Origin of the sequence: Klebsiella sp. D-Nf1, assembly GCF_002810515.1 — a bacterium.
In the GTDB taxonomy this organism is placed as follows: Bacteria; Pseudomonadota; Gammaproteobacteria; order Enterobacterales; family Enterobacteriaceae; genus Klebsiella; species Klebsiella variicola.
The window spans coordinates 33,861-56,713 of sequence record NZ_PIOK01000011.1; the positions used below are offsets into that span (position 1 = coordinate 33,861).

The window sequence follows — 22,853 nt, forward strand, 5'->3', positions numbered from 1 at the left end:
ATGGATGAATTATTCAAATGGCTGCTTGCTTCTGTATTTTTAGTATATCTCTTGCTGTTTGCATTCAGTAATGACCCTGTACCAGAAGCGCTCGCACATCACTGGACTCATGACTGCCGCTTGCTGGAGAAGAATATTGATAAAGGTTTATTTTCTCCCACGCAAAACCGGCTTCAGTGTGGTGATGTCATTGAAAATGTCAGTACAGATGAGTATGAACAGGCGATAAGCGGGAAAAAGCCGGTCACCTTACAGGAGTTAATCGAAGGGATATTCAGTCATTAATATATAAACAGGGGCAATAAAGTATGCATGCCTTTATTTTTCTGGTACTGATGACACCGAGTAGTGGCGGTGGGTTTTGGAATGTTTCTCCCATGCCTAATACAGATGTTTGCATAAAAATGCTACGGGTACTCGAAGCACGTGGAGGAAGAGGTTACGGAAGTAATACAGGAGAGTGCATTGAAATTAAAACCCGCGAGCCTTTGAACAGCGTGATGGAAACATTGAGTGAGGGTGTAAATGGCTGAGTACCAGTTAAGTTTTGATGGTTTTGTTCGACTTTTTTTTGCAATGGCAATTATTATCTGTGGTTACGGCTATGTAATTATTGGTGTTTTTATAAGAGATACGCTTGCCTGTATTTTAATGTTGTTTGGGCTTACAGGTCTCAGTGCTTTATTTTCTTTCATGGTATTCATGGATAAAAACATGTGGGCCGGTTCTCCTGATTTGACGCTGTCAGTAATAACGGGATTTTTTACAGCCACAGTCATCTTTTATATGTTTTATGTCTTGATTTATTCCTTTGAACGGATGGGGGCAGGTGAATAGTAAGACCGATGGTCAGTATTAACACTCTCGCATGAATTGCAAGGTAGCGTGTTTGCAAAAAAAACTCTTCAATATCGTTTTCCGTTTTTTTTAATAAGGTTTAATGATGAGTGAAATAATAGAAAAACATAAAGATATTGCCAGACTGTCTCCTGAACAACTCTCCTTATGGTATGAAAGATTAGGGGAAATTGAATCCAGAATCGTTCTTATCATGATGATAATGGATAAGTATAAAGGGAGGCAGGGTGGCTATTCACCCCGTAGTTCTGTTGCAATTGTTTTTAGCGGTGTTTTAATAATGGCAGAATTTTATCTTTGTGATTATTCTGCGTGGGGGATGTTTGCAGGCATAGTTTCAGGCCTGGTGATGTATTTCATGGTGATGCGGTTTTTCCCTGTTCCCTTGAATGGAAAAGAAAAGATTATACATTTGTTGAAAACGGCAAAGCTACCCGCTGAAAGCAAACTCATGACATTGTCTTTTCCACCTGAAGAATCGCCGGAATTCATGGTGAAGAAAATATCAGAGGTGTTAATAAGAGAAAAAGGCCTCGTTAGAGATGCACTTAATTTTAACTTCCTGACAGGAAACGGGTCGTGAGAGCTTACTATATACTTGGAAATAACGTTGCATGGCTTAATGGTGTATGTCTGGTTCTTTTTGTTATTGGTGTGATCGGTGCGCTGGCAATGGTTGCCATCCCTGAAAAATTCAATCTTCGAGTTAACAGAGGCGATACATTCATATACTGTGCGCTTATAGCGGTGGTTGGGTTTTGCGGGATGTTCGTTATCTCCATTCACTCATTTTCGATGGATGAACTTGAAGCAGGTAGACACTGGAAAGACGACTGCAAGACACTTGAGGTTAACATGCCGACAGGCGCTTTTACCAGCCCTGTTAATAAACTGGACTGTGATGGCATCATCATTAATGTGCCTGGTGGGCGGTATTATTCGTATATCCATCAGTGGGAGTTATATAAAGCTAACTCAAAATGAAATGCTGATTAACAAACTGGATTGACCGGTAGGGATGGAACAATGGAAAGACAACAAGAAATTGAAGAGCGCTCCCGGGATTTAATAAGAAAGGCCGATGAAAAAGAAAGGCAAGAATTGAAACGTTTTAAACTGCGATATGGTATTTTTTTGGTTTTTCTTTTTCTTGTGCCAGCTGGATGTTTTTTTGTGCAGTATGAAGATTTTCGCGATATGCAGCCCGCCACTCCAGAACAACTGCAAAGTATTTTTCATGACGCACCTTGTGCTGCTGAGGCTTTTCGGATGGCTCTTCAAACTAATACTGTCACTTCGTCAGCGACATTAACTTTTGGTGACGCAAAAAAGATGGCATCAGAATGCAAGGATAAAGAAGAGGTTAAAGCAGTACGTGAAAAACAACTTAACGCAGTGAACGATATGAGCAAATAATCAGGGGGTGGATATGATGCTGTTTTTTAGAAAGTATGGATTTTTGTTTATCCCTCCAGTCTACTGGCTCATCTATCTGGGCGCCAGGCTGACGTACAATGGACTGGCAGGCGATTTTTCTCCTGATTTCTTTCAGGGTATTCGACATGAAGGTGTCTATATTATCTGTAGTTTGTGTGTCTTTTATTTTTTCTGCCTGGAGGTGGAAGTTAGCGATGGGTGGTTCTCAGCGAACATTCTGTTCCTGATTGTTTTCTTTCATGCGGTTTTATTATTTATCACTCTGCTTATTTGTTTGTGGCAAGGGGCGGTGTTGTGGGATGCTATTTTTCAAGGTCAGATTATTTCCGCCGTGTGTTTATTGTTTTTTATTCCTGTACTTTGCATTATAAGAAGGAGTTTCTAGTGCGGCTGTGAATATTCTTCTTGCCATTTATTACCCTTGTTATTTTGAAATGCTCTTAAAGGAACGCCCGCATGAGTAATAACATCATCGATGCCGTCACCCAGGCTGTGAATTCACTGGTGTCAGCACTGAAGCTGCCAGACGAATCCGCGAAAGCCAATGACACGCTGGGCAGCATGAATTTCCCCCAGTTCAGCCGTATTCTGCCCTACAAGGATTATGATTCCGCGACCGGCCTGTTTATTAATAACAAAACCGTCGGTTTTATGTTTGAGGCGCGTCCTTTACCCGGCGCAGATAAAAGTATCGTCGCCACACTGGAGCATTTACTGCGCAGCAAACTGCCCCGGGGCGTCCCGGTCAGTTTTCATCTGGTCTCCAGCAAACTGGTCGGCAATGACATCGACTACGGTCTGCGTGAATTCCGCTGGAGTGGTAAACAGGCTAAAAAGTTTAATGCCATCACCCGCGCTTACTATCTCCGGGCAGCAGAGACGAATTTCCCCCTGCCTCCTGAACTGGATTTACCCCTGACGCTGCGTAACTACCGCGTGTACATCTCCTGCTGCGTGCCCCGGAAGAAGAACTCCACCACGCAAATTGTGGAGCTGGAGAATCAGATTAAAGTGTTACGGGCATCGCTCGGTGGGGCTTACATCCCGACGCGTATCCTCGATGCGGCCGGGATGGTCGAACTGATGCGCGAGCTGATTAACCCGGATCCACATGAGATGTACCGGGTGCCGTACAAGCTGGACCCGTATCAGGACCTGAACTACCAGTGCGTGGATGACAGCTTTGACATGCAGGTCACTGCCGGTCATCTGAAAATCGGCCGCCTGGGGCGCGACGGGAAAGAGAGCGTGACCCGGGTGACGAACTACCACCTGGAGTGTGATCCGGAAATCGCCATGCTCTGGTCCACTGCGGACAACTACGCCAACCTGCTGAACCCGGAGCTCTCCATCTCCTGCCCCTTTGTCATCACGCTGACGCTGATGGTGGAGGACCAGGTGAAGACCCAGAACGAAGCCAACCTGAAATTCATGGACGTGGAGAAGAAAAGCAAAACCTCCTACGCGAAGTACTTTCCGAACGTGATAAAGGAAATGCAGGAGTGGGGCGATATCCGCCAGCGACTGGCGACCAACCAGACCTCTCTGGTGTCCTACTTCTTTAACATCACCACGTATACCGCCGATAACGCAGAGGCCTCTCTCGCTACCGAGCAGCAGGTGCTCAACAGTTACCGTAAGGGTGGCTTCCAGCTTATCCCGGCCCGCTATCATCACCTGCGTAACTTTCTGGCCATGATGCCGTTCAAATGCGGCGAAGGCCTGTTCAAAGAGCTGCAGGCGGCAGGTGTGGTGAAGCGGGCGGAGACGTTCCAGGTGGCCAACCTTCTGCCGATCGTGGCTGACAGCCCGCTGGCGCCGGCAGGACTCCTGGCCCCCACCTACCGTAACCAGCTGGCGTTCATCGACCTGTTCTACGAGGGAATGAACAATACCAATTTCAACATGGCGGTCTGCGGCACCTCCGGGGCGGGCAAAACCGGGCTGATTCAGCCCCTTATTCGTAGCGTGCTCGACTCCGGCGGGTTTGCCTGGGTGTTCGACATGGGCGACGGCTACAAGTCCCTGTGTGAAAACATGGGCGGCGTGTATCTCGACGGCGACTCGCTGAAGTTTAATCCGTTTGCCAATATTCTCGACGACGCTAACTTTGACCTGTCCGCCGAGCGTATCCGCGACCAGATGTCGGTGATGGCCAGTCCCAACGGCAACCTGGATGAAGTGCACGAAGGTCTTCTCCTGCAGGCGGTCCGGGCGGCCTGGCTGAGTAAGCGCAACAAGGCGCGTATCGATGATGTGGTGGCCTTTCTCCAGAGCGAGAAAGACAGTGAGGAATACGCCGACTCACCGGGGGTGCGCAGCCGTCTTGATGACATGATTATCCTGCTCGACCAGTACACGGTGAACGGGCTGTACGGGGAGTACTTCAACTCTGATGAGCCGTCCCTGCACGACGATGCCCGGATGGTGGTCCTTGAGCTGGGCGGGCTGGAGTCGCGCCAGTCCCTGCTGGTCGCGGTGATGTTCTCGCTCATCATCTATATCGAAAACCGGATGTACCAGTCCCCGCGCAGCCTGAAAAAACTTAACGTTATCGATGAAGGCTGGCGACTGCTGGACTTCAAAAACGAGAAGGTCGGGACCTTTATCGAGAAGGGCTACCGGACGGCGCGCCGGCACACCGGGGCCTATATCACCATCACCCAGAATATCGTGGATTTCGACTCCCCGACCGCATCGAGCGCCGCACGTGCAGCGTGGGGAAACTCGTCGTACAAGGCCATTCTGAAACAGTCAGCGAAGGAGTTTGCCAAATATAACCAGCTGTACCCCGACCAGTTCAGCAAGCTGGAGAAAGACATGATTAACGGCTTCGGCTCGGCAAAAGAGCAGTGGTTCTCCTCCTTTATGCTGCAGGTGGAAGCGAACTGCTCCTGGCACCGCCTGTTCGTCGACCCGCTCAGCCGGGCGATGTACTCCTCAAAAGGCCCGGATTTTGAGTACATGAAAGCGCGCCGGCAGGAGGGGGTCGATATCCACGATGCGGTGTACGGACTGGCGTGCCGCAACTTTAAAGCCGAAATGGCTGAGCTTGAATCCCGAATACCGGTGAATGACATGGAGGATAAACAGTGAAGAAAAACCACAGCGAACAACCGGTCAGTACGACCTCTCATACCTTTCGCCGGATATCTGTCATCGTTGCTCTCGTGCTTTTCGCCCTGGCAACCAGCGCGTTTCTCTCACGCGTGGTTCTGGAGTACTCCAGGCCGCGGGTGGTGGCTTTTGATATGAAGAAGACGCTCGACAGCTTTATGGACAGTGTCAGTCAGAAGCAGCTGACAGAAGCGCAGTCAAAAGCGCTCTCTGACCGGTTTAACGACGCGCTGGAGAAGAGTCTGGCGGAGTATCAGCAGCAGCATCATGTGGTCATTCTGGTTTCACCTGCCGTGGTTCAGGGCGCGCCCGATGTGACCCGCAACATCCAGCACGACATTGCCCGCCGGATGAAAGGAGAACAGTGATGATACGACTGAAAGACTGTCTGCTCGCCGCCTGCCTGTTATCGCCGCTGACTCAGGCGGCTGATCTCGGTACCTGGGGGGATTTATGGCCCGTCCGGGAGCAGGACATGCTGCAGCTCATCACGCAGCGTCTGCAGTCGCTGCAATCCTCTGGCCAGTGGGACCAGACGATGGATGCGTTTAAGCAGCGGGTTATCGAGAACAGTCAGCGTCCGGCACCGGTGGAGGGCATTAAGCGTGCGGAGAAATACGAGCAGCGCTGGTTTGATCCCAGCATCCGCCTGACCGAAGATCTGAAGGACAATGAGGGGCGGGTGTTTGCCCGCAAGGGAGAAGTGGTAAACCCGCTTAAAACCGTACCGTTTGTCCAGACCCTGTACTTCATCAATGGTGACGATGCCGACCAGCTGGCCTGGATGAAGCGTCAGGTGCCGGAAACCCTGATGAGCAAAATTATCCTGGTGCGTGGCAGTATCCCGGACACCTCCGCCGCGCTGGACAGCCGGATCTATTTCGACCAGAACGGCGTACTGAGCAAGCGATTTGGCCTGACGGCGGTCCCGGCGCGGATCACGCCGGCGCCCTCCGGTGAACGGCTGAATATTGAGACCTTCCCTGTAAAATAAGGATGTTTCTGTGAAAACCCTGACGCTTTTCCTGAGTGCCCTGATGTTATGGGGGTACAGCCTCAGTGCGGCTGCTGACCCCTCCTGTGAGGGCCGGTTTGTTAACCCGATCACCGATGTGTGCTGGCGCTGCATCTTTCCTCTGTCGCTCGGCAGCGTGCAGGTTGGTAAAGGCGACCTGCCTGATACCAGCAATCCCGGCAATCCCCTGCAGCTGTGTCCGGCGCCGCCGCCGCTATTTGTTCGCCCCGGTCTGGCCATCGGGTACTGGGAGCCGATGGCCATGACGGATGTCAGCCGTTCGCCAGGCTGCATGGTCAATCTGGGGGGCTTCAGTATTAATCTCGGCAAGACCGGCATGGGAACCGCGAGAAAGGACGATAAGCAGGTGAACGGCGCCTTCTATCACGTTCACTGGTACAAGTACCCGCTGACATACTGGCTGAACATCATCACTTCGGCAGGCTGTCTGGAAGGCGGAGACATGGATATTGCCTATCTGTCCGAGATTGACCCGACCTGGGTGGACAGCAGCCTCACCACCATCCTGAATCCGGAAGCCATCCTGTTTGCCAACCCCATCGCGCAGGGCGCCTGCGCTGCGGATGCGCTGGCCAGTGCATTCCATATGCCGCTGGATGTGCTTTTCTGGTGTGGTGGCAGCCACGGCTCACTTTACCCGTTTAACGGCCAGGTCAGTAATGAATCCAGTCCGCTGCAGTCATCGGTACTGGTCAGTGAACGTATGGCCTTCAAGCTTCACCGGCAGGGACAAATTATGGAGAGTATCGGGAAGGACAAGGCGGTCTGTTACGAATATCCCTCCCCGATCATCCCGAAAGAACGCTGGCGCTATCAGATGGTGAACATGTATCCGGACAGCGGCCAGTGCCATCCGCTTGGACGCAGCGTGATGCGCTGGGAGGCCGGAAAAAATCCACCCAACTCCCGCAAGAACTATGGCTACCTGATGTGGCGTAAACGTAACTGCGTATTTTTGTAACCCGGAGGCAGAACATGAAGCATAAGCATCTGGATTGTTTGATGCAGGACTTACACAATATCAGTCAGATGATTGCCGATGATATCCTGCAACGATCGGAGGCTGCCTGGGAGGTACAGGAAGTGCTCGATTCCATGCGAATGACACTATTAAACAGAAAATGCCCCTCTTCGCGACTGGCTGAGTATGCGGTCTGTCTCCTGCGGGCAGAACGATATCGACAGGTGCGGATTTACGGTAAATCGTTAAGAGAAGTCAGGGATCTCAGCCTGTGGATTACAGGACTGAAAGCCTTCAGACGGAGACTGGAGAAAACAGAGGAAACCTGGCGGTACCGCCAGTGGGAAGCAAGCCGTGCTGCATATTCGCTGGCCGGATTATTTATTCTGCCAGCGTACCTTATTTTCTCCCTTGCGGTAGGTGTCGGTTGCGACTTACGGATAAGCTCGGTCATCCTGGGGGGATATCTTGTCTGTTTAACTGGCGTGGCTGTCCGGGCCAAAGACTGCGTAGCCATTTACTGGTCGTTGTACAGTTTCATTCCTCTGGTGATGCTGAATTGATATTTTTGATGCGGAGAGTCTACATGACTGGTATCAGTACAAAGAAGGATATTGAATACATAAAGGCCGTTTTTAATGACCTCAGTGAAGCGTTAACGCAGATGGCATATGGACAGGTTGTTCTGCCCGTCGATATCAAAGGGTTGCTTTCTGACATTCAGGCGTCTCTGATTAAAGGACGTCTGCCATGTGCCCTGGAAGTCGACTGTTTTGAGGGAAGCCTTCTTTTGTTCCTCCGAAGTGTCAGGCAGCAACGGCAAAGCATTGTCTGCACCACTGAGGTGGACAGGCAAATGGCCAGACTCAGGGATGTCAGATACTTTCTTGCTGTGTTAACAGGATATCCTGAGAGAGTACAAGAACCACCCCGGTTACTGTGGAGATGGCGGGATATTAAAACGCTGTCCGTGCTCTTCCTCAGTGTAGTACTGTCTTTTTGTTCTGTCCTTTATCTCGCCTCAGGTAATAATGGTGTTGTGCATGGTGTTTATTATATTGCGATAATTTTATTTTCTGTTTCAATATATGCATTAGAAGAGTCTGGGGTTGGTGGTGTGGTGTTTTCTCTCTCGGGGGTGACCATTTTTACTGTTGCTGCTCTTTGCGAATACTTACCGCCTCAATAACTGGTTTTTGGCGTTATCATGAAAGTATGCTTTGTAAAATAACTTGCTCTTTTTCTATTTACAGACGTCGGTCTGGCGTTTTTGGCAATTATAGAAGTCTGACAAGAAAAGGATAAATGATGGAAAGAAACAATAAAGAACACGACTCACAACCGGCTCAGTCTCAGAAGACTTCTCCATGTACATCACGGGTCACTTTCAGCATGGAAGAAATGGTACTTACGGCTGAGCAATACAGAGACTGGCAATTCATTGGCGAAACCCTCAGAGATAAAATCAGCCGATACGCGGAATAAGTACGACGGGAGGCAACATGTTGAAGGACTATGCGTTTGTGAAAACGTCGATACATACAGTCGGTTTGACCCTGAAGTCTCCCCCTCTGGCATCAATACCGGGTATAACCGACGCCTCTCAGGCATGTGATAAAATCTCTGCCAGGCTGCGTTATGGCATCATTCCCCGACCGGGGGGGATCAACCGTCTGAATGCCATATTGTGGCTTGCAAGAATGCGAGAGGTCGAGATTCATGGGCAGTCATCAGCGACGGCACATGAACTTCGTCGGCTGAATGCTTTGCTCGGGCAGGTCTGCGGTGTGCTCAAAGCGTGCTGGATTTACCGGGGATGGGAGGCCTCGCGTGCATCGACTATAGTGTCCATTCTGCTGATTATCCCTGCATTCCTGGTATTTTGGCTGGCGCTTTATGTCGGGGGGCCGATTCTGGTGTGCTCTGTCAGTATGGCGTTGTTTCTTGGTGTTGGCGTCGTGGTTAACGTATGGATCAAAGATCCTGTGGGGCTGTTCTGGTCGCTGTACAGCTATATCCCTTTATATGCCATCATCTATATGTGATTGAATGATGATGAAAATATCAAACATGTATGATTGTGACCCTGTAAATGAATTCGCTTATGTTCGTGAGAGGTTAAATGGCATTTTTCTTCGCCTCTCGGAAGAACCCTTTATCCGACTGAGTAAAACAAGAATCATGCAACGTCATCTCTCGGACATACAGTGGATGTTGAACCACAACCATTACCCTACACCAGGACAGGTCGATTTTTTTATCAGCCTGTTGCGGGATGATAAATTCAGTGTGGTCAGAGAGGAAGGGCGATACACAAAAGGTGCAGCAGATATTCAGCTGATGATCGATGCACTAAAGGATATCCGGGATTTTTTAAAACTGATTACCCGGTATGAAACAGAGGGGGATATTATCAGGCTCACATCGTGTTCAGCCTGGAAAAATACAGCGTTATATCTCTGTCTTGCTGCTTTCTTTGCTTTGTTTATAGCTCAGGTTGTTATATTTTCAGGCTATTCCCCCCTGGCTGTTTACTTTAGTGGTTTTGCCTTGTTTTTTATAACATCTCTGGCTCTCGAAAATGAAGTGCTGATATTTTCTTTCATCGGTCTGGTTGTCTTTACTCTGTGTATCCTTTTGGCATGGACAGGTCATTATCCCGGATAACATAAATATCAGTCATTATAATCGGTAATAGAGGCAATTATGAATAAAGGAATCACCGGGCTGGCCTGGGGGCTGAGTCTGCTCTGCACGACGGCGTCAGCCGCTGACAATATGAATACGCCCGGGGACCAGCAGTGGCTGAAACAGCAGGAGAACCTCAGCGAACAACTGCGCCAGCATCCGGATAAACAGCTGCAACAAGAGCTTGAGGCGCAAATCAGCCGCAATCCTCTGCCCAAATCTGACCGCCAGTTTATCGATAATCTGGTCAGCCAGCAGAAAGCGGCGAATCAGGAAAAACCGGCAGAAGGGGCGCTGTACTTTGTCTCCTTCTCGATACCTGAAGAGGGGCTGAAGCGGATGCTGCACGAAACCCGGCAGTATGGCATTCCGGCGACACTGCGCGGGCTCGTCAATAACGACATGAGGACCACCACCGACGCGGTGCTGCAGCTGGTGAAAGACGGCGTCACCGACGGGGTGCAGATCGACCCGACACTGTACACGCAGTACGGCATCCGGAGTGTGCCGTCTCTGGTGGTACGGTGTCAGGCCGGGTATGACGTGGTACGCGGTAATATTCACGTCAAACAGGCGCTGGAGAAAGTGGCACAAACCGGTGACTGCGCACAGGTGGCCCGGCAGATGCTTGATGCGCCCTCGAATGCCGCCGGGAGCCAGCCATGAAAGATACACCGTACTTCATGGCGTTACCGGAAATGGTGAGGGATGCGGGAGGGTTGAAATGAAGACGGTTATTTCCGTGCTGACCGTGCATTTCGTTGTCCTGAGCGCCTTCATCTGGCTGGCATCCCCCGCCTGCGCCGGCAGCGGAAGCGACTATAAAGCCGGCTCGGATTTTGCGAAACAGGTGCAGGGCAATGGTCTGAACTCACTGAAAAATTTCAGTGGTGAGCAAAACCTGCCGGGGTATACCGACAACCCGGATCAGACAAAATACTACGGCGGCGTCACTGCCAGCGGAGACAGCTCCCTGAAAAGCGATTCAGCCCTGGAGTTCAGCCAGGGGGATACCGGCAAAACGATTACGGAGTCGTTCACGAACCGGCCTCCGGATCAGATATCTCAGGATGCGCCGTTTATTCAGGCCGCAAAGGATACCGAATCCCGTGCCGACAGCATTGTCGGCGATACCGGACAGGCCTGTACCGCCCAGGTTGTGAACCGCAGCGAGTTCACAAACCATACCTGCGAGCGCGACCTGCAGGTGGAAAATTTTTGCACACGGGAAGCGACCCTGAAGGATAACGCCACCACGCAGAAAGTTAACCGGACTTATCAGCAGGTGGTGACGCTGAATTATACCCGGAGTACCCGGCAATGGAGTGGCAACCTGACGATCCCGACAGATGGGCGTCTGCTGAATGTCTCGGTGGATGGTGAGCCTCTGGCGATCCCCTGGATTGAAGCATGCGACGCCGAAGGGAAGGTGCGGGATAGCTGCAAGAGTGCCGTCAGTGAAAGCCTGACCCTCTTTGAACGAACGTTACCCATTGATGTGATCAGCTGGCCACGATCAGAATCGATATGTTCAGGCGGCCAGAACACGCATTGTACGAAGTATACCTATGACGGGCAGGGGAAGATTCATCAGTCGTTTGGCGTGGACAATGCGGTGACGGCAGGGCAGAACTTTTCAGTAAGCAAAACGTCGCAGACCCCACCGGAAGGTAGCCAGAAACCCGTACAGGTCACGGTCACCCTGGTGATGGAAGAAACCGAAACTGTCTACGCGCCTGAAGTCGTCTGGGTGGAAAGCTGTCCGTTCAGTAAGGATGAAGGGACAAAAACAGGCGAGGAATGTATCAGCCCGGGAGGAACGCGAACCATCACCCTCGGAGGCAGGGATTACTCGTTCACGGAAGCCTGCTGGAAATATAAGGACACCTGGCTCACGCAGCCGGCGGACTATGGCTCCTGTGAAAGCCTGATGAAAAATACGGCCTGCACCCTGTCATCCCGCCAGTGTGCCTTCTCCGGCGAAGACGGAACCTGCCTGCATGAGTATGCGACATATTCCTGTGAAACCAGGACGAGCGGGAAACAGATGGTTTGTGGCGGGGATGTGTTCTGCCTCGATGGGGAGTGTGACAAAGCCACGTCCGGGAAGAGTAACGACTTTGGGCAGGCGGTGTCTGAGCTGGCAGCGCTGGCGGCCGCGGGGAAGGACGTCGCGGCACTGAACGGGGTGGATGTCCGGGCCTTCACCGGAAAAGCGAAATACTGCAAAAAATTCGCGGCAGGCTTCAGTAACTGCTGCAAAGACGGCGGCTGGGGCCAGGATGTGGGGCTGGCACGCTGCAGCAGCGAGGAAAAGGCGCTGGCCAAAGCAAAAAAAGACAAGCTGACGGTCAGTATCGGGGAGTTCTGCTCTAAAAAGGTTCTGGGTATTTGCCTGGAGAAAAAAAGGAGCTATTGCCAGTTCGACTCAAAACTGGCGCAGATCGTTCAGCAGCAGGGCAGAAACGGCCAGCTTCATATCGGTTTTGGCGGTGCCAGCAGTCCTGACTGTCGGGGGATTACCGTCGCGGAACTCCAGGGGATTGATTTTAACGAGCTGGATTTCACAAACTTCATGGAGGATTTAATCAATAACCAGAAAATCCCGGATAACAGCGAACTGACCGAAAAAACAAAAGCGCGTATTAAAGAACTTCTCACGCAGCCCACAACAAAATAAATTAACTCTGTCCCGACAGATTCTGCAGCGATGGCCGAAAGGACGAATAGTGAGACCGATAATCATGAAAATGAATTTTTATAAACATCCTGTTGTTGATTTTATGCTGAGACTGGTGCTGACAATAATCATTATTTCTCCGGTGATTTATTTCTCCTGGGATGCCGTCAAAGGGGCGTCGGGGAGTGATTATGTCGAAAGTGTGGTCTTTATTGTTCTGGTGGGTTTTTTCTGGTTCGTGAGTTATCTCTTTTTTACTTCGCTTGCCGCGGTGTTACGGAAAAAGACGGAGGAAGAATGAAGACGGTGTGCATGTGTAATAAGTTTAAAGGATGGTGCAGGATTGCAGTGGTGATCCTTATTCCTGTCCTGTTGATAATAAACATGGCAATGTTATTAACGAGCCATGATGGGTTCGTGGTTGTTAGATCTTTATTGTTTATTTTTGTTCTCACGATTATAGCAAGACGATTACTGCCATAAAGACGGACGTCACCGCTTTAATCAGCAAAACAGACAGGAGTGTTCATGGAAGAGAAAAAAGCCTACGGGCTGGTCATGGTGTTTGTCGGGGTATTTGTCTTTTTCCTGGTCAGCATTATGTCGTACAGCCTGTGGCGGGACAGACAGGTTAACGCATTTATGACCACCAACCGGGCCTGGGGGATCCAGTGCGACACTGTTTCACAGGCCGCGTGGGTGGTCAGGGACGGGGAGCGGATGGACCTTCAGATAAATCATCTGTCCCTGTACTGCAGCGGTTATCGCTTTGAAGCCCGTGATGATGCAGGAAAGATACAGCGCCAGCTCGATAAATACAGTGTCTATCAGCATCTGTCACGCCAGTCGCAATAATTCATAAAAGGGTATTTGCCATGCGAACAATACATGCCGCCATGCTGGCGGGGTGCCTTTGCTGCGCCCTGATGCCGGCTTTCGCCAAAGACGCGGGCTGGCAGTGGTACAACGAGAAACTGAAGCCCCGTGATGAGGAAAAGCCAGCCGCACCAGCGGCACCACCGCCGCAAATGGATATTCTGGAGAAACTCGCCACACTCCAGGCGGCCACCAAACGGTCGCTGTACGAAGCCATTCTGTATCCATCGTCTGAAAACTTCGTGAAGTACTTCCGGCTGCAGAACTACTGGACGCAGCAGGCAAGTTTGTTCTCGATGAGTGCGAAGAAAGCGATGCTGGAAAACCCCGAACTCGATTACAACCTGCAGTACAGCCACTACAACGGCACGGTAAAAAACCAGCTCGCCGCTGATTATGCCGAACAGCGTCAGGCTATCTCCACCCTCGCACAGCACTACGGTGTGATGTTCTTCTACCGGGGTCGGGAAGCGATCGATGGCCAGCTGGTCCAGGTGATTAAAAACTTCCGCGAAACCTATGGCCTGAGCGTGATACCGGTGTCGGTTGACGGAGTGATTAACCCCATGCTGCCCGACAGCCGGACGGACCAGGGCCAGGCAGAGCAGCTTGGCGTGAAGTTCTTCCCCGCGATGATGCTGGTTAACCCGAAAAGTGGCCAGGTGAAGCCTCTCAGTTACGGCTTTATCAGCCAGGACGACCTGGCGAAACAGTTCCTCTATGTCTCCAGCGACTTTAAACCAAACTTTTGAGGATAAAGGGATGATTTATTTTCGGTCAGGATGTATTGCTCTGCTTTTTATCACCATTCCGGCGCTGGCCTCAGAAATCCGGGGCGTTCCGGAAGGAAATCGGGTTTTCTGGTTTGTTGTTTTTCCTGTAACGTGTCTGATGTTCCCTGTTTTTTTTGGTTGGTGGCTTGCCCGTAATGATCACACGAAAGAATATCTCACCATTTCAATGGCGGCTCTGATGACGCAATTTGTGTTCATTGTATACCTTTACTCAATTGACTATTTTACCGTTATTATGTCTTCCGGCCTGGTTCAGGCAATAGTGCCTTCAGTGGTCTATTCAGTAAGTTATCTTCGGGATGAAGAAGAAATCGTCCGGACTGCAGGGTATAAGGTTTGTATCGGAGGCATGTCCATCGCTGTGACTGCGATTGTGTGGTATTTTTTAAAATCATTTTTTGTTTGATGAAACATTTCGAGGGTGTAACTATTTCATTTATTTTATAGTGACAAGCCAGTTGTATAAGAATGCATCAGAAAAGAAAGATAATAACCCATGTGCGCTTTTTAATTATTTTTTAATATAAATTGTTGTTATCCGGAACAGCCATGTTATCGCGTCTGTCATTGTGATGGATGTCAGAATGACTGACGAAACAGTTCCTCTATGTCTCCAGCGGCTTTAAACCAAACTTTTGAGGTGCTTATGCATTATGTCACAGAGGCATATATTGCTGCGTTTCTGTCTATTCTGTTTGTCACGTTAACTGGATATATATTTGCTCGTAATATTAACGTTTCAGAGTATATCAGGTGCACATTCGTTGTCATAATCATACAAAGTGTTTTCATCGGTTATGTGGCAAAGCAGGGTGTGGCCTGGGACGTAGTATCATTTATGGCTGCCAGTATTCAGTGTTGCGCGCCTGTACAGACCATGTTTATTCATCGGGCCATTTATACCCGACAGGCCAGTAAGGTGATATTCAGAGTTTGTATTATGGCTGGAATGCCATTGCTTGCGTGGTTGTCGATAGTGTTGAGGCTTCAGTGAAAGTTATTTTTGTGAATGTCTCATGGGCTTTTATTAATAAATTCACATGCAGACGAAAACCATATTATGAATATGAACTAAGAAATTAGATGAGGATATATGCGAAAGATTCGTTTTCCGGATTTAGATATCACCGGGATGTGGGTGCTGGCCGTGGGCGTGTTTTTCCACCTGATAGCCAGGCTTGTCAGAAAACAGCCTGAAATGGCCGTGCAGGCCGCTGAAATTCTGGGATTAGGAATGGTGGTGTTCGGGGGATACCGCATTCTTAACGCCCTCATTGCTGAAGCCGAAAAAGAGGAGAAAGCCTGTGAAAAGCAGCCTGAAGAACATCGCTAAGACGCCGCTGGCGGCACTGGCTCTTTCCCTTGCTCTGGCCGGGATGGCACAGGCGGGAACGCTCGATGAGGTGAAGTCGCTCTGGGATCCGCGGGGAATCTCCGGTACTGAAACGGCTTCCCCGCAGAGCGACACTCCCCAGGCGGTGAGCGGGGCATCTCAGCCACGCTGGTTACGACTCAGCAACGGAAAGCAGGTGGACCTGCGCGACTGGAAAGTGGTGCTGTTCATGCAGGGACACTGTCCCTACTGTCATAAATTTGACCCGGTGCTGAAGCAGCTGGCCGGACAGTATGGCTTCTCCGTGTTCTCTTACACCATTGACGGGCAGGGTGATGACGCGTTTCCGGAGTCTCTGCCGGCGCCTCCTGACGTGATGCAGACCTTTTTCCCCAATATCCCGGTGGCTACACCGACCACGTTTCTGGTGAACGTAAACACGCTGGCTGCGTACCCGATCCTGCAGGGCGCCACGGATGCGCAGGGCTTTATGGCCAGAGTGGATACGGTATTTCAGATGATGGAGAACCCGAATAATGGATAATCTCAACAAAATATATTCTTCGATACCCGTACTGGAAAGAAATAAACGCCTGAAGTTATCCCGGCAAAAGAGATTCGATGTTTATTATTGTCTCGCTTTTATGTTTGGTTTTGCCGGATTATTTCTGTGGTGGGGAAGCCATGCTTTTTTCAATGTGTTCACTGACCTGTTAACCCCGCCGGAAAAACTGGAGTCGGCAAATAACATCATCAATCAGTGGAATGTCCTGATGTATTTCGTTCCCTTTATTCTTTTCTCGCTTTCCATTGGTTGTCTGGCAACGGCTTTACTGGGGGTACTCATTGCCGAACTAGCTTTTTGGTTTGAATATGCCTTTGAAAAAAGCTTCCAGAGATATTTAAACCGCAACCTTCGACGGAAAAATAAAATGAAAGAAGGAGAGCCTGATGTTCATCCGTAAACCATTATCGGTGCTTTGTGGGATGTTGCTAGGGGTGTCATTGACGGCGGCTGCAGATGTTAACGGTGACATGAATAACTTCTTCAATAAGCTGGGGTTTGCGTCCAATACCAGCCAGCCGCAGGTCTGGCAGGGACAGGCTGCGGGCTACGCCTCCGGCGGTTCGCTGTATGCCAGAACGCAGGTGAAAACGATCCAGCTGGTCAGCATGACCCTGCCGGATATTAACGCCGGCTGCGGCGGCATCGATGCGTACCTGGGGTCGTTCTCCTTTATCAACAGCGAGCAGCTGCAGCGCTTTGCCAAACAAATTATGTCCAACGCCGCGGGCTACTTCTTTGACCTTGCCCTGCAGACCACGGTTCCGGAGATCAAAACCGCGAAGGATTTCCTTCAGAAGATGGCGAGCGACATTAACAGCATGAACCTCAGCTCCTGCCAGGCCGCACAGGGCATTGTGGGCGGTCTGTTTCCACGGACCCAGGTGGCGCAGCAAAAGGTCTGCCAGGACATTGCCGGCGAGAGCAACATTTTTTCGGACTGGGCGGCTTCCCGTCAGGGCTGTTCGGTGGGGGGGCAGATGGACAAAGTGCAGGATAAAGCCAGCGATAAGGACAAGGAGCGTGTGATGAAGAATATCAACATTATGTGGAATGCCCTGTCCAAAAACCGGCTCTTTGATGACAACAAGGAGCTGAAGGAATTCGTCATGACCCTGACCGGGACGCTGATTTTTGGTGAGAACAGTGAAATTACCCCGCTGCCGGCACGCACCACCGACCAGGATCTGATTAAAGCCATGATGGAGGGCGGCACGGCGAAAATCTACCACTGCAATGATTCGGATAAGTGCCTGAAGGTGGTGGCCGATGCCAGCGTGACGATTTCTGACAAGAAGGCGTTGAAAAATCAGATATCAGCTCTGCTGAGCAGTATCCAGAACAAGGCCGTAGAGGACGTCGCATTGACGGAGCAGGAGAAAGGGTTTATCTCCAGCACCACCATCCCGGTGTTCAAATACCTGGTCGATCCGCAGATGCTCGGGGTGTCTAACTCACTTATTTACCAGCTGACGGACTATATCGGCTACGACATCCTGCTGCAGTACATTCAGGAACTTATCCAGCAGGCCCGGGCGATGATCTCAACCGGTAATTATCCCCAGTCGACAATGGATATGATCATGGAAAACCTCAACCAGGCGAGTGTCCAGATTGCCGCTTTCCAGTCCCGTGTTCAGGTCCAGCAGGACGCCTTGCTCGTGGTGGACAGACAAATGAGTTACATGCGCCAGCAGGTCTCTGCCCGCATGATGACCCGCTACCAGAATAACTATCATTTTGGGGGGAATCAGTAATGCTTGAGGTATATGCCATTGCTGGCGGTGACTGGTTACGGGGCAACCTGAACGCGATTGCAGCGTTTATGGGGACCGGCACATGGGCGACCATAGAAAAGATGTGTATCGCCATCTCGGTACTCATTGTGGCGGGGAACTGGGTAAAAAAACACAACGTCATGGACCTGATTGGCTGGGTCTTTTCCCTCACCCTGGTCTCTATGCTGGTTGTCATTCGCACCCCTGTGCAGATCATCGATTACAGTAACGTTGCGCAGGTCTATGAAGTCGATAATGTACCTATTGGTCTGGCCATTCCGGCGTCGCTGACAACGCGGGTGGGAAATGCACTTATCCAGAGTTATGAGATGGTCTTCGCGCTGCCGGACAGTGTCACGTACAGTAAAACGGGGATGTTATTTGGCAGTAATCTGGTCGCAAAAAGTACGGATTTTTTATCACAAAATCCTGAAATTACGACGCTGTTCTCCGATTACGTACAAAACTGTGTGATGGGCGATATTTTCCTTAATCATAAGTATTCGTTTGAAGAGTTAATGGAGTCTGCTGACCCATATACGCTGATATTTTCTCAACCGAGCCCACTGCGTCAGGTTCCCAATAACAGCTATAATTTTTTGGATAAAAACTATCTTGGCACCACATTTATCAGCTGTCAGGTAGCGGCAACGGAGCTGAAACAACGGCTTGCGCTGGATACCCAGACAGGCGGTAAAACCTGGAACTACTATGTTCGTCAGCTGTTTGGCGGCAAACCTAATCCCGATCTGCTTTTCAGCCAGATGATTGGCGACAGCTACAATTACTTCTACAGCTCGGGACAGAGCGCCGGGCAGATTATCCGCCAGAACGTCACGATGAACGCCCTGCGCAGCGGGATCCAGAGTTATGCGGCCCGCAGCGGGGACACCGCCAGTCTGGTCAATATCGCTAACACATCATCCCTTGAAAAGCAGCGGCTGGCACAGGCCACAATGGGGCACCAGGCGCTTCGCGCACTTCCTCTGACGCAGACCGTCATTATGGGGTTAATGATTGGGATGTTCCCGATCATGGTGATGGCCGCCATGTTTAACATGATGACGCTGCAGGTGCTAAAGGGGTATGTGTTTGCGCTTATCTGGCTGCAGACGTGGCCATTACTGTTCGCCATCCTGAACAGCGCAATGGCCTACTATGCGAAGCAAAATGGCGTGCCGGTTGTTCTCTCTGAGTTGTCGCAGGTTCAGCTCAAAAACTCGGATATTGCGACCACTGCGGGCTATATTGCCGTGATGATACCGCCTTTGTCGTGGGGGATCGTGAAGAGCATGGGGGCCGCCTTCTCCAGTGCCTACAGCCATTTTTCTTCTTCCGGGCTTGGTGCAACATCGCAGGCAGCCTCCGGCGTGGTGGACGGGAATTACTCGTTTGCCAACATGCAGATGGAGAACGTCAGCGGCTACAGCTGGGGTACCAACAGTACAACGAGTTTCGGACAGATGTCACGGCAGCTGGCGAACGGGGGAATGAGCACGCAGACGCGCGATGGCTCGATGGTCTGGGACAGTGGTGGTGCAATGTCAAAACTGCCGGTGGATATCAACGTCGGTCGTCAGATAGCCAGTGCGCAGCAACAGATGGCCCGTGAGTCAGATGTTCAGGCCGAAAGCGCGCTGCATGGCTATAACAGCAGCGTGACAAGTGCCTGGAATAGTCTGCAGCAATTTGGCACCAATAAAGGGAACAGCGCCTCAACAACGACCGGGGCCGATACTACCGAGTCTTCGCAGGATTCGATGGCCAGAAGCAAGATGATGAATGCTGTAGATTCGTATGCTAAAGCTAACCATATTAGCCGTGATGAAGCATTCGGCCAGCTTATGGACAAGTCAGTGAGAGGTGATGTTTCTGGCGAGGCATATGTAGGAGCTAGAGGTGGTGTTGGATTCGAGCTCTTCGGTAATGGCGGTAAAGCTGAATTCGGTGGGAGGATGTCGGCGAGAGGGACAGCAAGTTCTGGATCTCAAGACAATACTACTGAGTCAGGACGCCAATCTAATGCTGACAATCATGATACCAGCAGTCAGGCAGTTAAAGACTTCAGAGAGTCTTCTGATTACTTCATCAACCAGAAATCAAGTCAGTCTGGAAACATCACTGATAACAATGCATCTTCTCGGGTTGATCAATTTTCCGCCTCTTTGGCCAGTGCGAAAAATAGCTATGACCAGTATACGACGAGCAAAACACGTAGCCATGAGTATAGTGAGATGGCCTCACGAACAGAAAGCATGAGCGGCCAGATGAACGAAAACCTGACTCAACAATTTGCTAATTTCGTACAGAAAAATGCCCCACAAAATGCTGAAGCTATTCTTACTGACACGTCTTCACCTGAAATCGCTGCCCAAAGGGAGCAACTGGCTCGTGAATTTGTGAAACAACAGGTTGAACCTAAAGTTGATGAGGCGTACCAGGAGGGCAGAAGAAACATTGGCGCAAATATGCCATCAGTTTCTGAAGGTAAAGGAAGCGGTACAGTATATGCGGACTACAACTCTCACGGTGATAGTATCGATGAGATGACCAAAAATGCAGGTATCAAAAATGATGTTCACCAATCGGTTGAACACATGGTTAGCGATAACCAGCAAGCTCATAAGGATAGGCAAGATAGCATACATAAGCAGGAGGATGATGTTCAGAATGAACACACTCGTCTGGAAAACCACCATAATTTGGAAGGAAATAAATTTGAGAAAGAATACAATGACAAAAAGGCTGAACAGAGAGCACTTCCTGGAGCGGATACAAGAGACGAACTCCTAGCTAAGGCCCAGGAATTTGAGCGGAAGCATAAGCCCTAACTAAGGGGGGAGGAAAGTAAAATATGAAAATGATTGCTTTGCTACTTATTCAGGGTATATCGTGCCTATTAGCAGGATGGCGAGTATCAGAAACTATTTTTATAGTATTAGCATCCGCGATATGGTTGTTGGTGTTCAAATATGTTTTCATTAAAGTTGGTGCGAAAACAAAACGCCGAGTAGCTGATGTTAGTAATCTTTATCTTGTTCTGGCCGGAGTCTGTTGTATTGTTAATCCCATAGCCTGTTTGATAAGTATTGTCCTATACCCAATTTGGGTTATGAATAAAGCAATAAAGTTTGCAACTGTGAAATTTAGTAATGATAATGAAAGTGCATTCGAAAATGGGACCGGCAGGAATTATGTCGGGAGAACACAATCATTGACGACCTTACCATACAAGGAAGTGTTCTCCGAGCGAGAGTTTATGAGTTATCAGCTTGAGAATTGTTCTGACGGTTCAGTCAACCTCGACCAACCTAATAGTACATGTAGCAGTGCTATGGGGCTATATGGAAATGAGATATCTATAAGTACCCATGATATTAATCCTGCGAGTGGGCTTCCTATGATTGAAAATGTAGACGTTGCAGGAAACGTGTATGGTATAGATCGGAATCATTAACAAATGATTAAGCTAATTTGACCACTAAAACTCAGCAGGGAGAGTGGCTGGTTTTAAAAAATCCCCCCTCAAATTTGGCCTATCAATTATGGTGGTTAGTTGGTAGGCTAAAAATACACATGCGAAATTATTAGTGCATTAATTTTAATAAATTTCCACTCAAATAAAAAGTTGGATATAGTAACTGCGCATTCTGGATGCAGAAATGGAATGTGTATGTCTCATAATGATTATGGCACAAGGAATATGTATGCAATTAAATAAATTGATGACTGTTATTGTCGTCAGCTCTGCGCTGGTGTTATCTGGATGTAGTGCAATGGGAACCGCCATTAAAAAGAGAAATCTGGAAGTAAAAACCCAGATGAGCGAAACAATCTGGCTGGAACCTTCAAATAATAAGACGGTTTATCTGCAAATCAAAAATACCTCCGATAAGGATATGAGTGGCCTGCAGGCAAAAATTGCCAGCGCCGTCACTTCAAAGGGATATCAGGTCGTCAGTAACCCGGATACGGCGGGCTACTGGATCCAGGCGAACGTGCTTAAGGCCGATAAAATGGACCTTCGTGAGTCTCAGGGCTGGTTAAGCCGGGGTTATGAGGGCGCAGTGACTGGCGCCGCGCTTGGGGCAGGGATTACCGCTTACAACTCCAGTTCTGCAGGGGCGACTCTGGGAGTAGGACTTGCAGCCGGTCTGGTTGGTATGGCTGCTGACGCGATGGTGGAAGATGTGAACTACACCATGATCACCGATGTTCAGATCGCGGAAAGAACCAAAACTCAGGTTCAGACTGATAACGTGGCCGTATTACGTCAGGGAACATCCGGCGCAAAAGTGCAGACAAGTACTGAAACGGGTAATCAGCACAAATACCAAACTCGCGTCGTCTCTAACGCTAATAAAGTTAACCTCAAGTTCCCTGAAGCCCAGCCTGTTCTTGAAGACCAGCTGGCAAAATCGATCGCTAATATTCTGTAAGCTTTCTATTCCACGGCCCGGTCCCCGGGCCATACTGGCATCCCCTTTCTGGTGTGTCAGAATTAATTCGTCAAATAATCTATGAATTCCAGATCTGAACGGTGAACAGTTGCGCAATTTATTTGTGCATCTGTGAGGCGTTGCCGCCTTCGGCGGAGTCTTTTCGTCTTTATTTGATCAGAGGTTATTTATGGCAATATCTGAACCTGTCAGGTCTCTTGAAACACATAAACTGATGCCTGGCGATATTTATCCACATCCTGCTGTGGGGGAGGATTATTCCCTGCAACC

28 protein-coding genes are annotated in these 22,853 nt (G+C 49.7%); all 28 read left to right on the top strand.

All coding sequences use genetic code 11. The annotated features are described in order from the left end of the window. The 28 genes from CWM54_RS25735 to traT all read left to right on the top strand — a co-directional run bounded on the left by CWM54_RS25735 (window position 1) and on the right by traT (window position 22,562). The gene (locus CWM54_RS25735; RefSeq protein WP_100698961.1) at window positions 1-285 is read left to right on the top strand and encodes a hypothetical protein; all 285 of its coding nucleotides are present in this window, start codon (window positions 1-3) and stop codon (window positions 283-285) included. Between the two features lie 23 nt (window positions 286-308). Beyond that, the gene (locus CWM54_RS25740; protein WP_100698963.1) at window positions 309-533 is read left to right on the top strand and encodes a hypothetical protein; all 225 of its coding nucleotides are present in this window, start codon (window positions 309-311) and stop codon (window positions 531-533) included. Continuing rightward, on the top strand, window positions 526-837 hold the full coding sequence (locus CWM54_RS25745) for a hypothetical protein (protein ID WP_100698965.1): 312 nt from the start codon (window positions 526-528) through the stop codon (window positions 835-837). The genes CWM54_RS25740 and CWM54_RS25745 overlap by 8 nt, the downstream gene beginning before the upstream one ends. A 103-nt stretch (window positions 838-940) precedes the next feature. Further along, a complete protein-coding gene (locus CWM54_RS25750) occupies window positions 941-1,441 on the top strand; it encodes a hypothetical protein (RefSeq protein ID WP_133123776.1) in 501 nt (166 codons plus the stop codon). Further along, window positions 1,438-1,842, top strand: coding sequence for a hypothetical protein (locus tag CWM54_RS25755; protein WP_100698969.1), 405 nt, complete (start codon window positions 1,438-1,440; stop codon window positions 1,840-1,842). Before CWM54_RS25750 ends, CWM54_RS25755 begins: the two co-directional genes overlap by 4 nt. Before the next feature lie 42 nt (window positions 1,843-1,884). Next, window positions 1,885-2,274, top strand: coding sequence for a hypothetical protein (locus CWM54_RS29095; protein ID WP_100698971.1), 390 nt, complete (start codon window positions 1,885-1,887; stop codon window positions 2,272-2,274). 7 nt (window positions 2,275-2,281) lie between these two features. Further along, the gene (locus CWM54_RS25765; RefSeq protein WP_165785973.1) at window positions 2,282-2,680 is read left to right on the top strand and encodes a hypothetical protein; all 399 of its coding nucleotides are present in this window, start codon (window positions 2,282-2,284) and stop codon (window positions 2,678-2,680) included. A 71-nt stretch (window positions 2,681-2,751) separates the two neighbouring features. Then, entirely contained in the window at window positions 2,752-5,391 is a 2,640-nt protein-coding gene (gene traC / locus CWM54_RS25770) for a type IV secretion system protein TraC (RefSeq protein WP_100698975.1), read from the top strand. Beyond that, the gene (trbI, locus tag CWM54_RS25775; RefSeq protein ID WP_100698977.1) at window positions 5,388-5,780 is read left to right on the top strand and encodes a type-F conjugative transfer system protein TrbI; all 393 of its coding nucleotides are present in this window, start codon (window positions 5,388-5,390) and stop codon (window positions 5,778-5,780) included. Before traC ends, trbI begins: the two co-directional genes overlap by 4 nt. After that, window positions 5,780-6,406 carry a type-F conjugative transfer system protein TraW gene (gene traW, locus CWM54_RS25780; RefSeq protein WP_065810777.1) on the top strand — a complete coding sequence of 209 codons (627 nt, stop codon included), beginning with the start codon at window positions 5,780-5,782 and terminating at the stop codon, window positions 6,404-6,406. Before trbI ends, traW begins: the two co-directional genes overlap by 1 nt. 19 nt (window positions 6,407-6,425) lie before the next feature. Next, window positions 6,426-7,409 (top strand): conjugal transfer pilus assembly protein TraU, encoded by a 984-nt coding sequence (traU, locus tag CWM54_RS25785; RefSeq protein ID WP_223176982.1) that lies wholly within the window; start codon window positions 6,426-6,428, stop codon window positions 7,407-7,409. A 14-nt stretch (window positions 7,410-7,423) separates the two neighbouring features. Continuing rightward, entirely contained in the window at window positions 7,424-7,972 is a 549-nt protein-coding gene (locus tag CWM54_RS25790) for a hypothetical protein (protein WP_100698978.1), read from the top strand. 23 nt (window positions 7,973-7,995) lie between these two features. Next, window positions 7,996-8,598: a hypothetical protein gene (locus CWM54_RS25795; protein WP_100698980.1), complete on the top strand. Its 603-nt coding sequence runs from the start codon at window positions 7,996-7,998 to the stop codon at window positions 8,596-8,598. Between the two features lie 313 nt (window positions 8,599-8,911). After that, window positions 8,912-9,454, top strand: a complete 543-nt coding sequence (locus CWM54_RS25800; RefSeq protein ID WP_100698982.1) for a hypothetical protein — start codon at window positions 8,912-8,914, stop codon at window positions 9,452-9,454. 4 nt (window positions 9,455-9,458) lie between these two features. Then, on the top strand, window positions 9,459-10,076 hold the full coding sequence (locus CWM54_RS25805; RefSeq protein WP_224231151.1) for a hypothetical protein: 618 nt from the start codon (window positions 9,459-9,461) through the stop codon (window positions 10,074-10,076). Between the two features lie 39 nt (window positions 10,077-10,115). Next, window positions 10,116-10,763: a type-F conjugative transfer system pilin assembly protein TrbC gene (gene trbC, locus CWM54_RS25810; protein WP_100698984.1), complete on the top strand. Its 648-nt coding sequence runs from the start codon at window positions 10,116-10,118 to the stop codon at window positions 10,761-10,763. Window positions 10,764-10,821: 58 nt separating this feature from the next. Further along, entirely contained in the window at window positions 10,822-12,777 is a 1,956-nt protein-coding gene (gene traN / locus CWM54_RS25815; protein WP_100698986.1) for a type-F conjugative transfer system mating-pair stabilization protein TraN, read from the top strand. Between the two features lie 64 nt (window positions 12,778-12,841). Continuing rightward, entirely contained in the window at window positions 12,842-13,078 is a 237-nt protein-coding gene (trbE, locus tag CWM54_RS25820; RefSeq protein ID WP_100698988.1) for a conjugal transfer protein TrbE, read from the top strand. 227 nt (window positions 13,079-13,305) lie between these two features. Continuing rightward, a complete protein-coding gene (locus CWM54_RS25830; protein WP_100698992.1) occupies window positions 13,306-13,632 on the top strand; it encodes a hypothetical protein in 327 nt (108 codons plus the stop codon). Between the two features lie 20 nt (window positions 13,633-13,652). Further along, window positions 13,653-14,405, top strand: coding sequence for a type-F conjugative transfer system pilin assembly protein TraF (gene traF, locus CWM54_RS25835; protein ID WP_100698994.1), 753 nt, complete (start codon window positions 13,653-13,655; stop codon window positions 14,403-14,405). A gap of 10 nt (window positions 14,406-14,415) precedes the next feature. Beyond that, window positions 14,416-14,853: a hypothetical protein gene (locus tag CWM54_RS25840; protein ID WP_100698996.1), complete on the top strand. Its 438-nt coding sequence runs from the start codon at window positions 14,416-14,418 to the stop codon at window positions 14,851-14,853. Window positions 14,854-15,540: 687 nt separating this feature from the next. Next, window positions 15,541-15,780: a type-F conjugative transfer system pilin chaperone TraQ gene (traQ, locus tag CWM54_RS25850; protein WP_080883165.1), complete on the top strand. Its 240-nt coding sequence runs from the start codon at window positions 15,541-15,543 to the stop codon at window positions 15,778-15,780. Further along, window positions 15,752-16,324 carry a type-F conjugative transfer system pilin assembly thiol-disulfide isomerase TrbB gene (gene trbB, locus CWM54_RS25855; RefSeq protein WP_080786398.1) on the top strand — a complete coding sequence of 191 codons (573 nt, stop codon included), beginning with the start codon at window positions 15,752-15,754 and terminating at the stop codon, window positions 16,322-16,324. Before traQ ends, trbB begins: the two co-directional genes overlap by 29 nt. After that, window positions 16,317-16,745: a hypothetical protein gene (locus tag CWM54_RS25860; RefSeq protein WP_004152689.1), complete on the top strand. Its 429-nt coding sequence runs from the start codon at window positions 16,317-16,319 to the stop codon at window positions 16,743-16,745. The genes trbB and CWM54_RS25860 overlap by 8 nt, the downstream gene beginning before the upstream one ends. Next, window positions 16,732-18,102: a conjugal transfer pilus assembly protein TraH gene (traH, locus tag CWM54_RS25865; RefSeq protein WP_009309877.1), complete on the top strand. Its 1,371-nt coding sequence runs from the start codon at window positions 16,732-16,734 to the stop codon at window positions 18,100-18,102. Before CWM54_RS25860 ends, traH begins: the two co-directional genes overlap by 14 nt. Continuing rightward, entirely contained in the window at window positions 18,102-20,954 is a 2,853-nt protein-coding gene (gene traG, locus CWM54_RS25870; RefSeq protein ID WP_100699000.1) for a conjugal transfer mating-pair stabilization protein TraG, read from the top strand. The genes traH and traG overlap by 1 nt, the downstream gene beginning before the upstream one ends. Before the next feature lie 23 nt (window positions 20,955-20,977). Continuing rightward, a complete protein-coding gene (locus tag CWM54_RS28200) occupies window positions 20,978-21,580 on the top strand; it encodes a hypothetical protein (RefSeq protein ID WP_133123774.1) in 603 nt (200 codons plus the stop codon). A 250-nt stretch (window positions 21,581-21,830) separates the two neighbouring features. After that, a complete protein-coding gene (gene traT / locus CWM54_RS25875; protein ID WP_100699002.1) occupies window positions 21,831-22,562 on the top strand; it encodes a conjugal transfer complement resistance protein TraT in 732 nt (243 codons plus the stop codon). The last annotated feature ends 291 nt before the right edge of the window (window positions 22,563-22,853 follow it).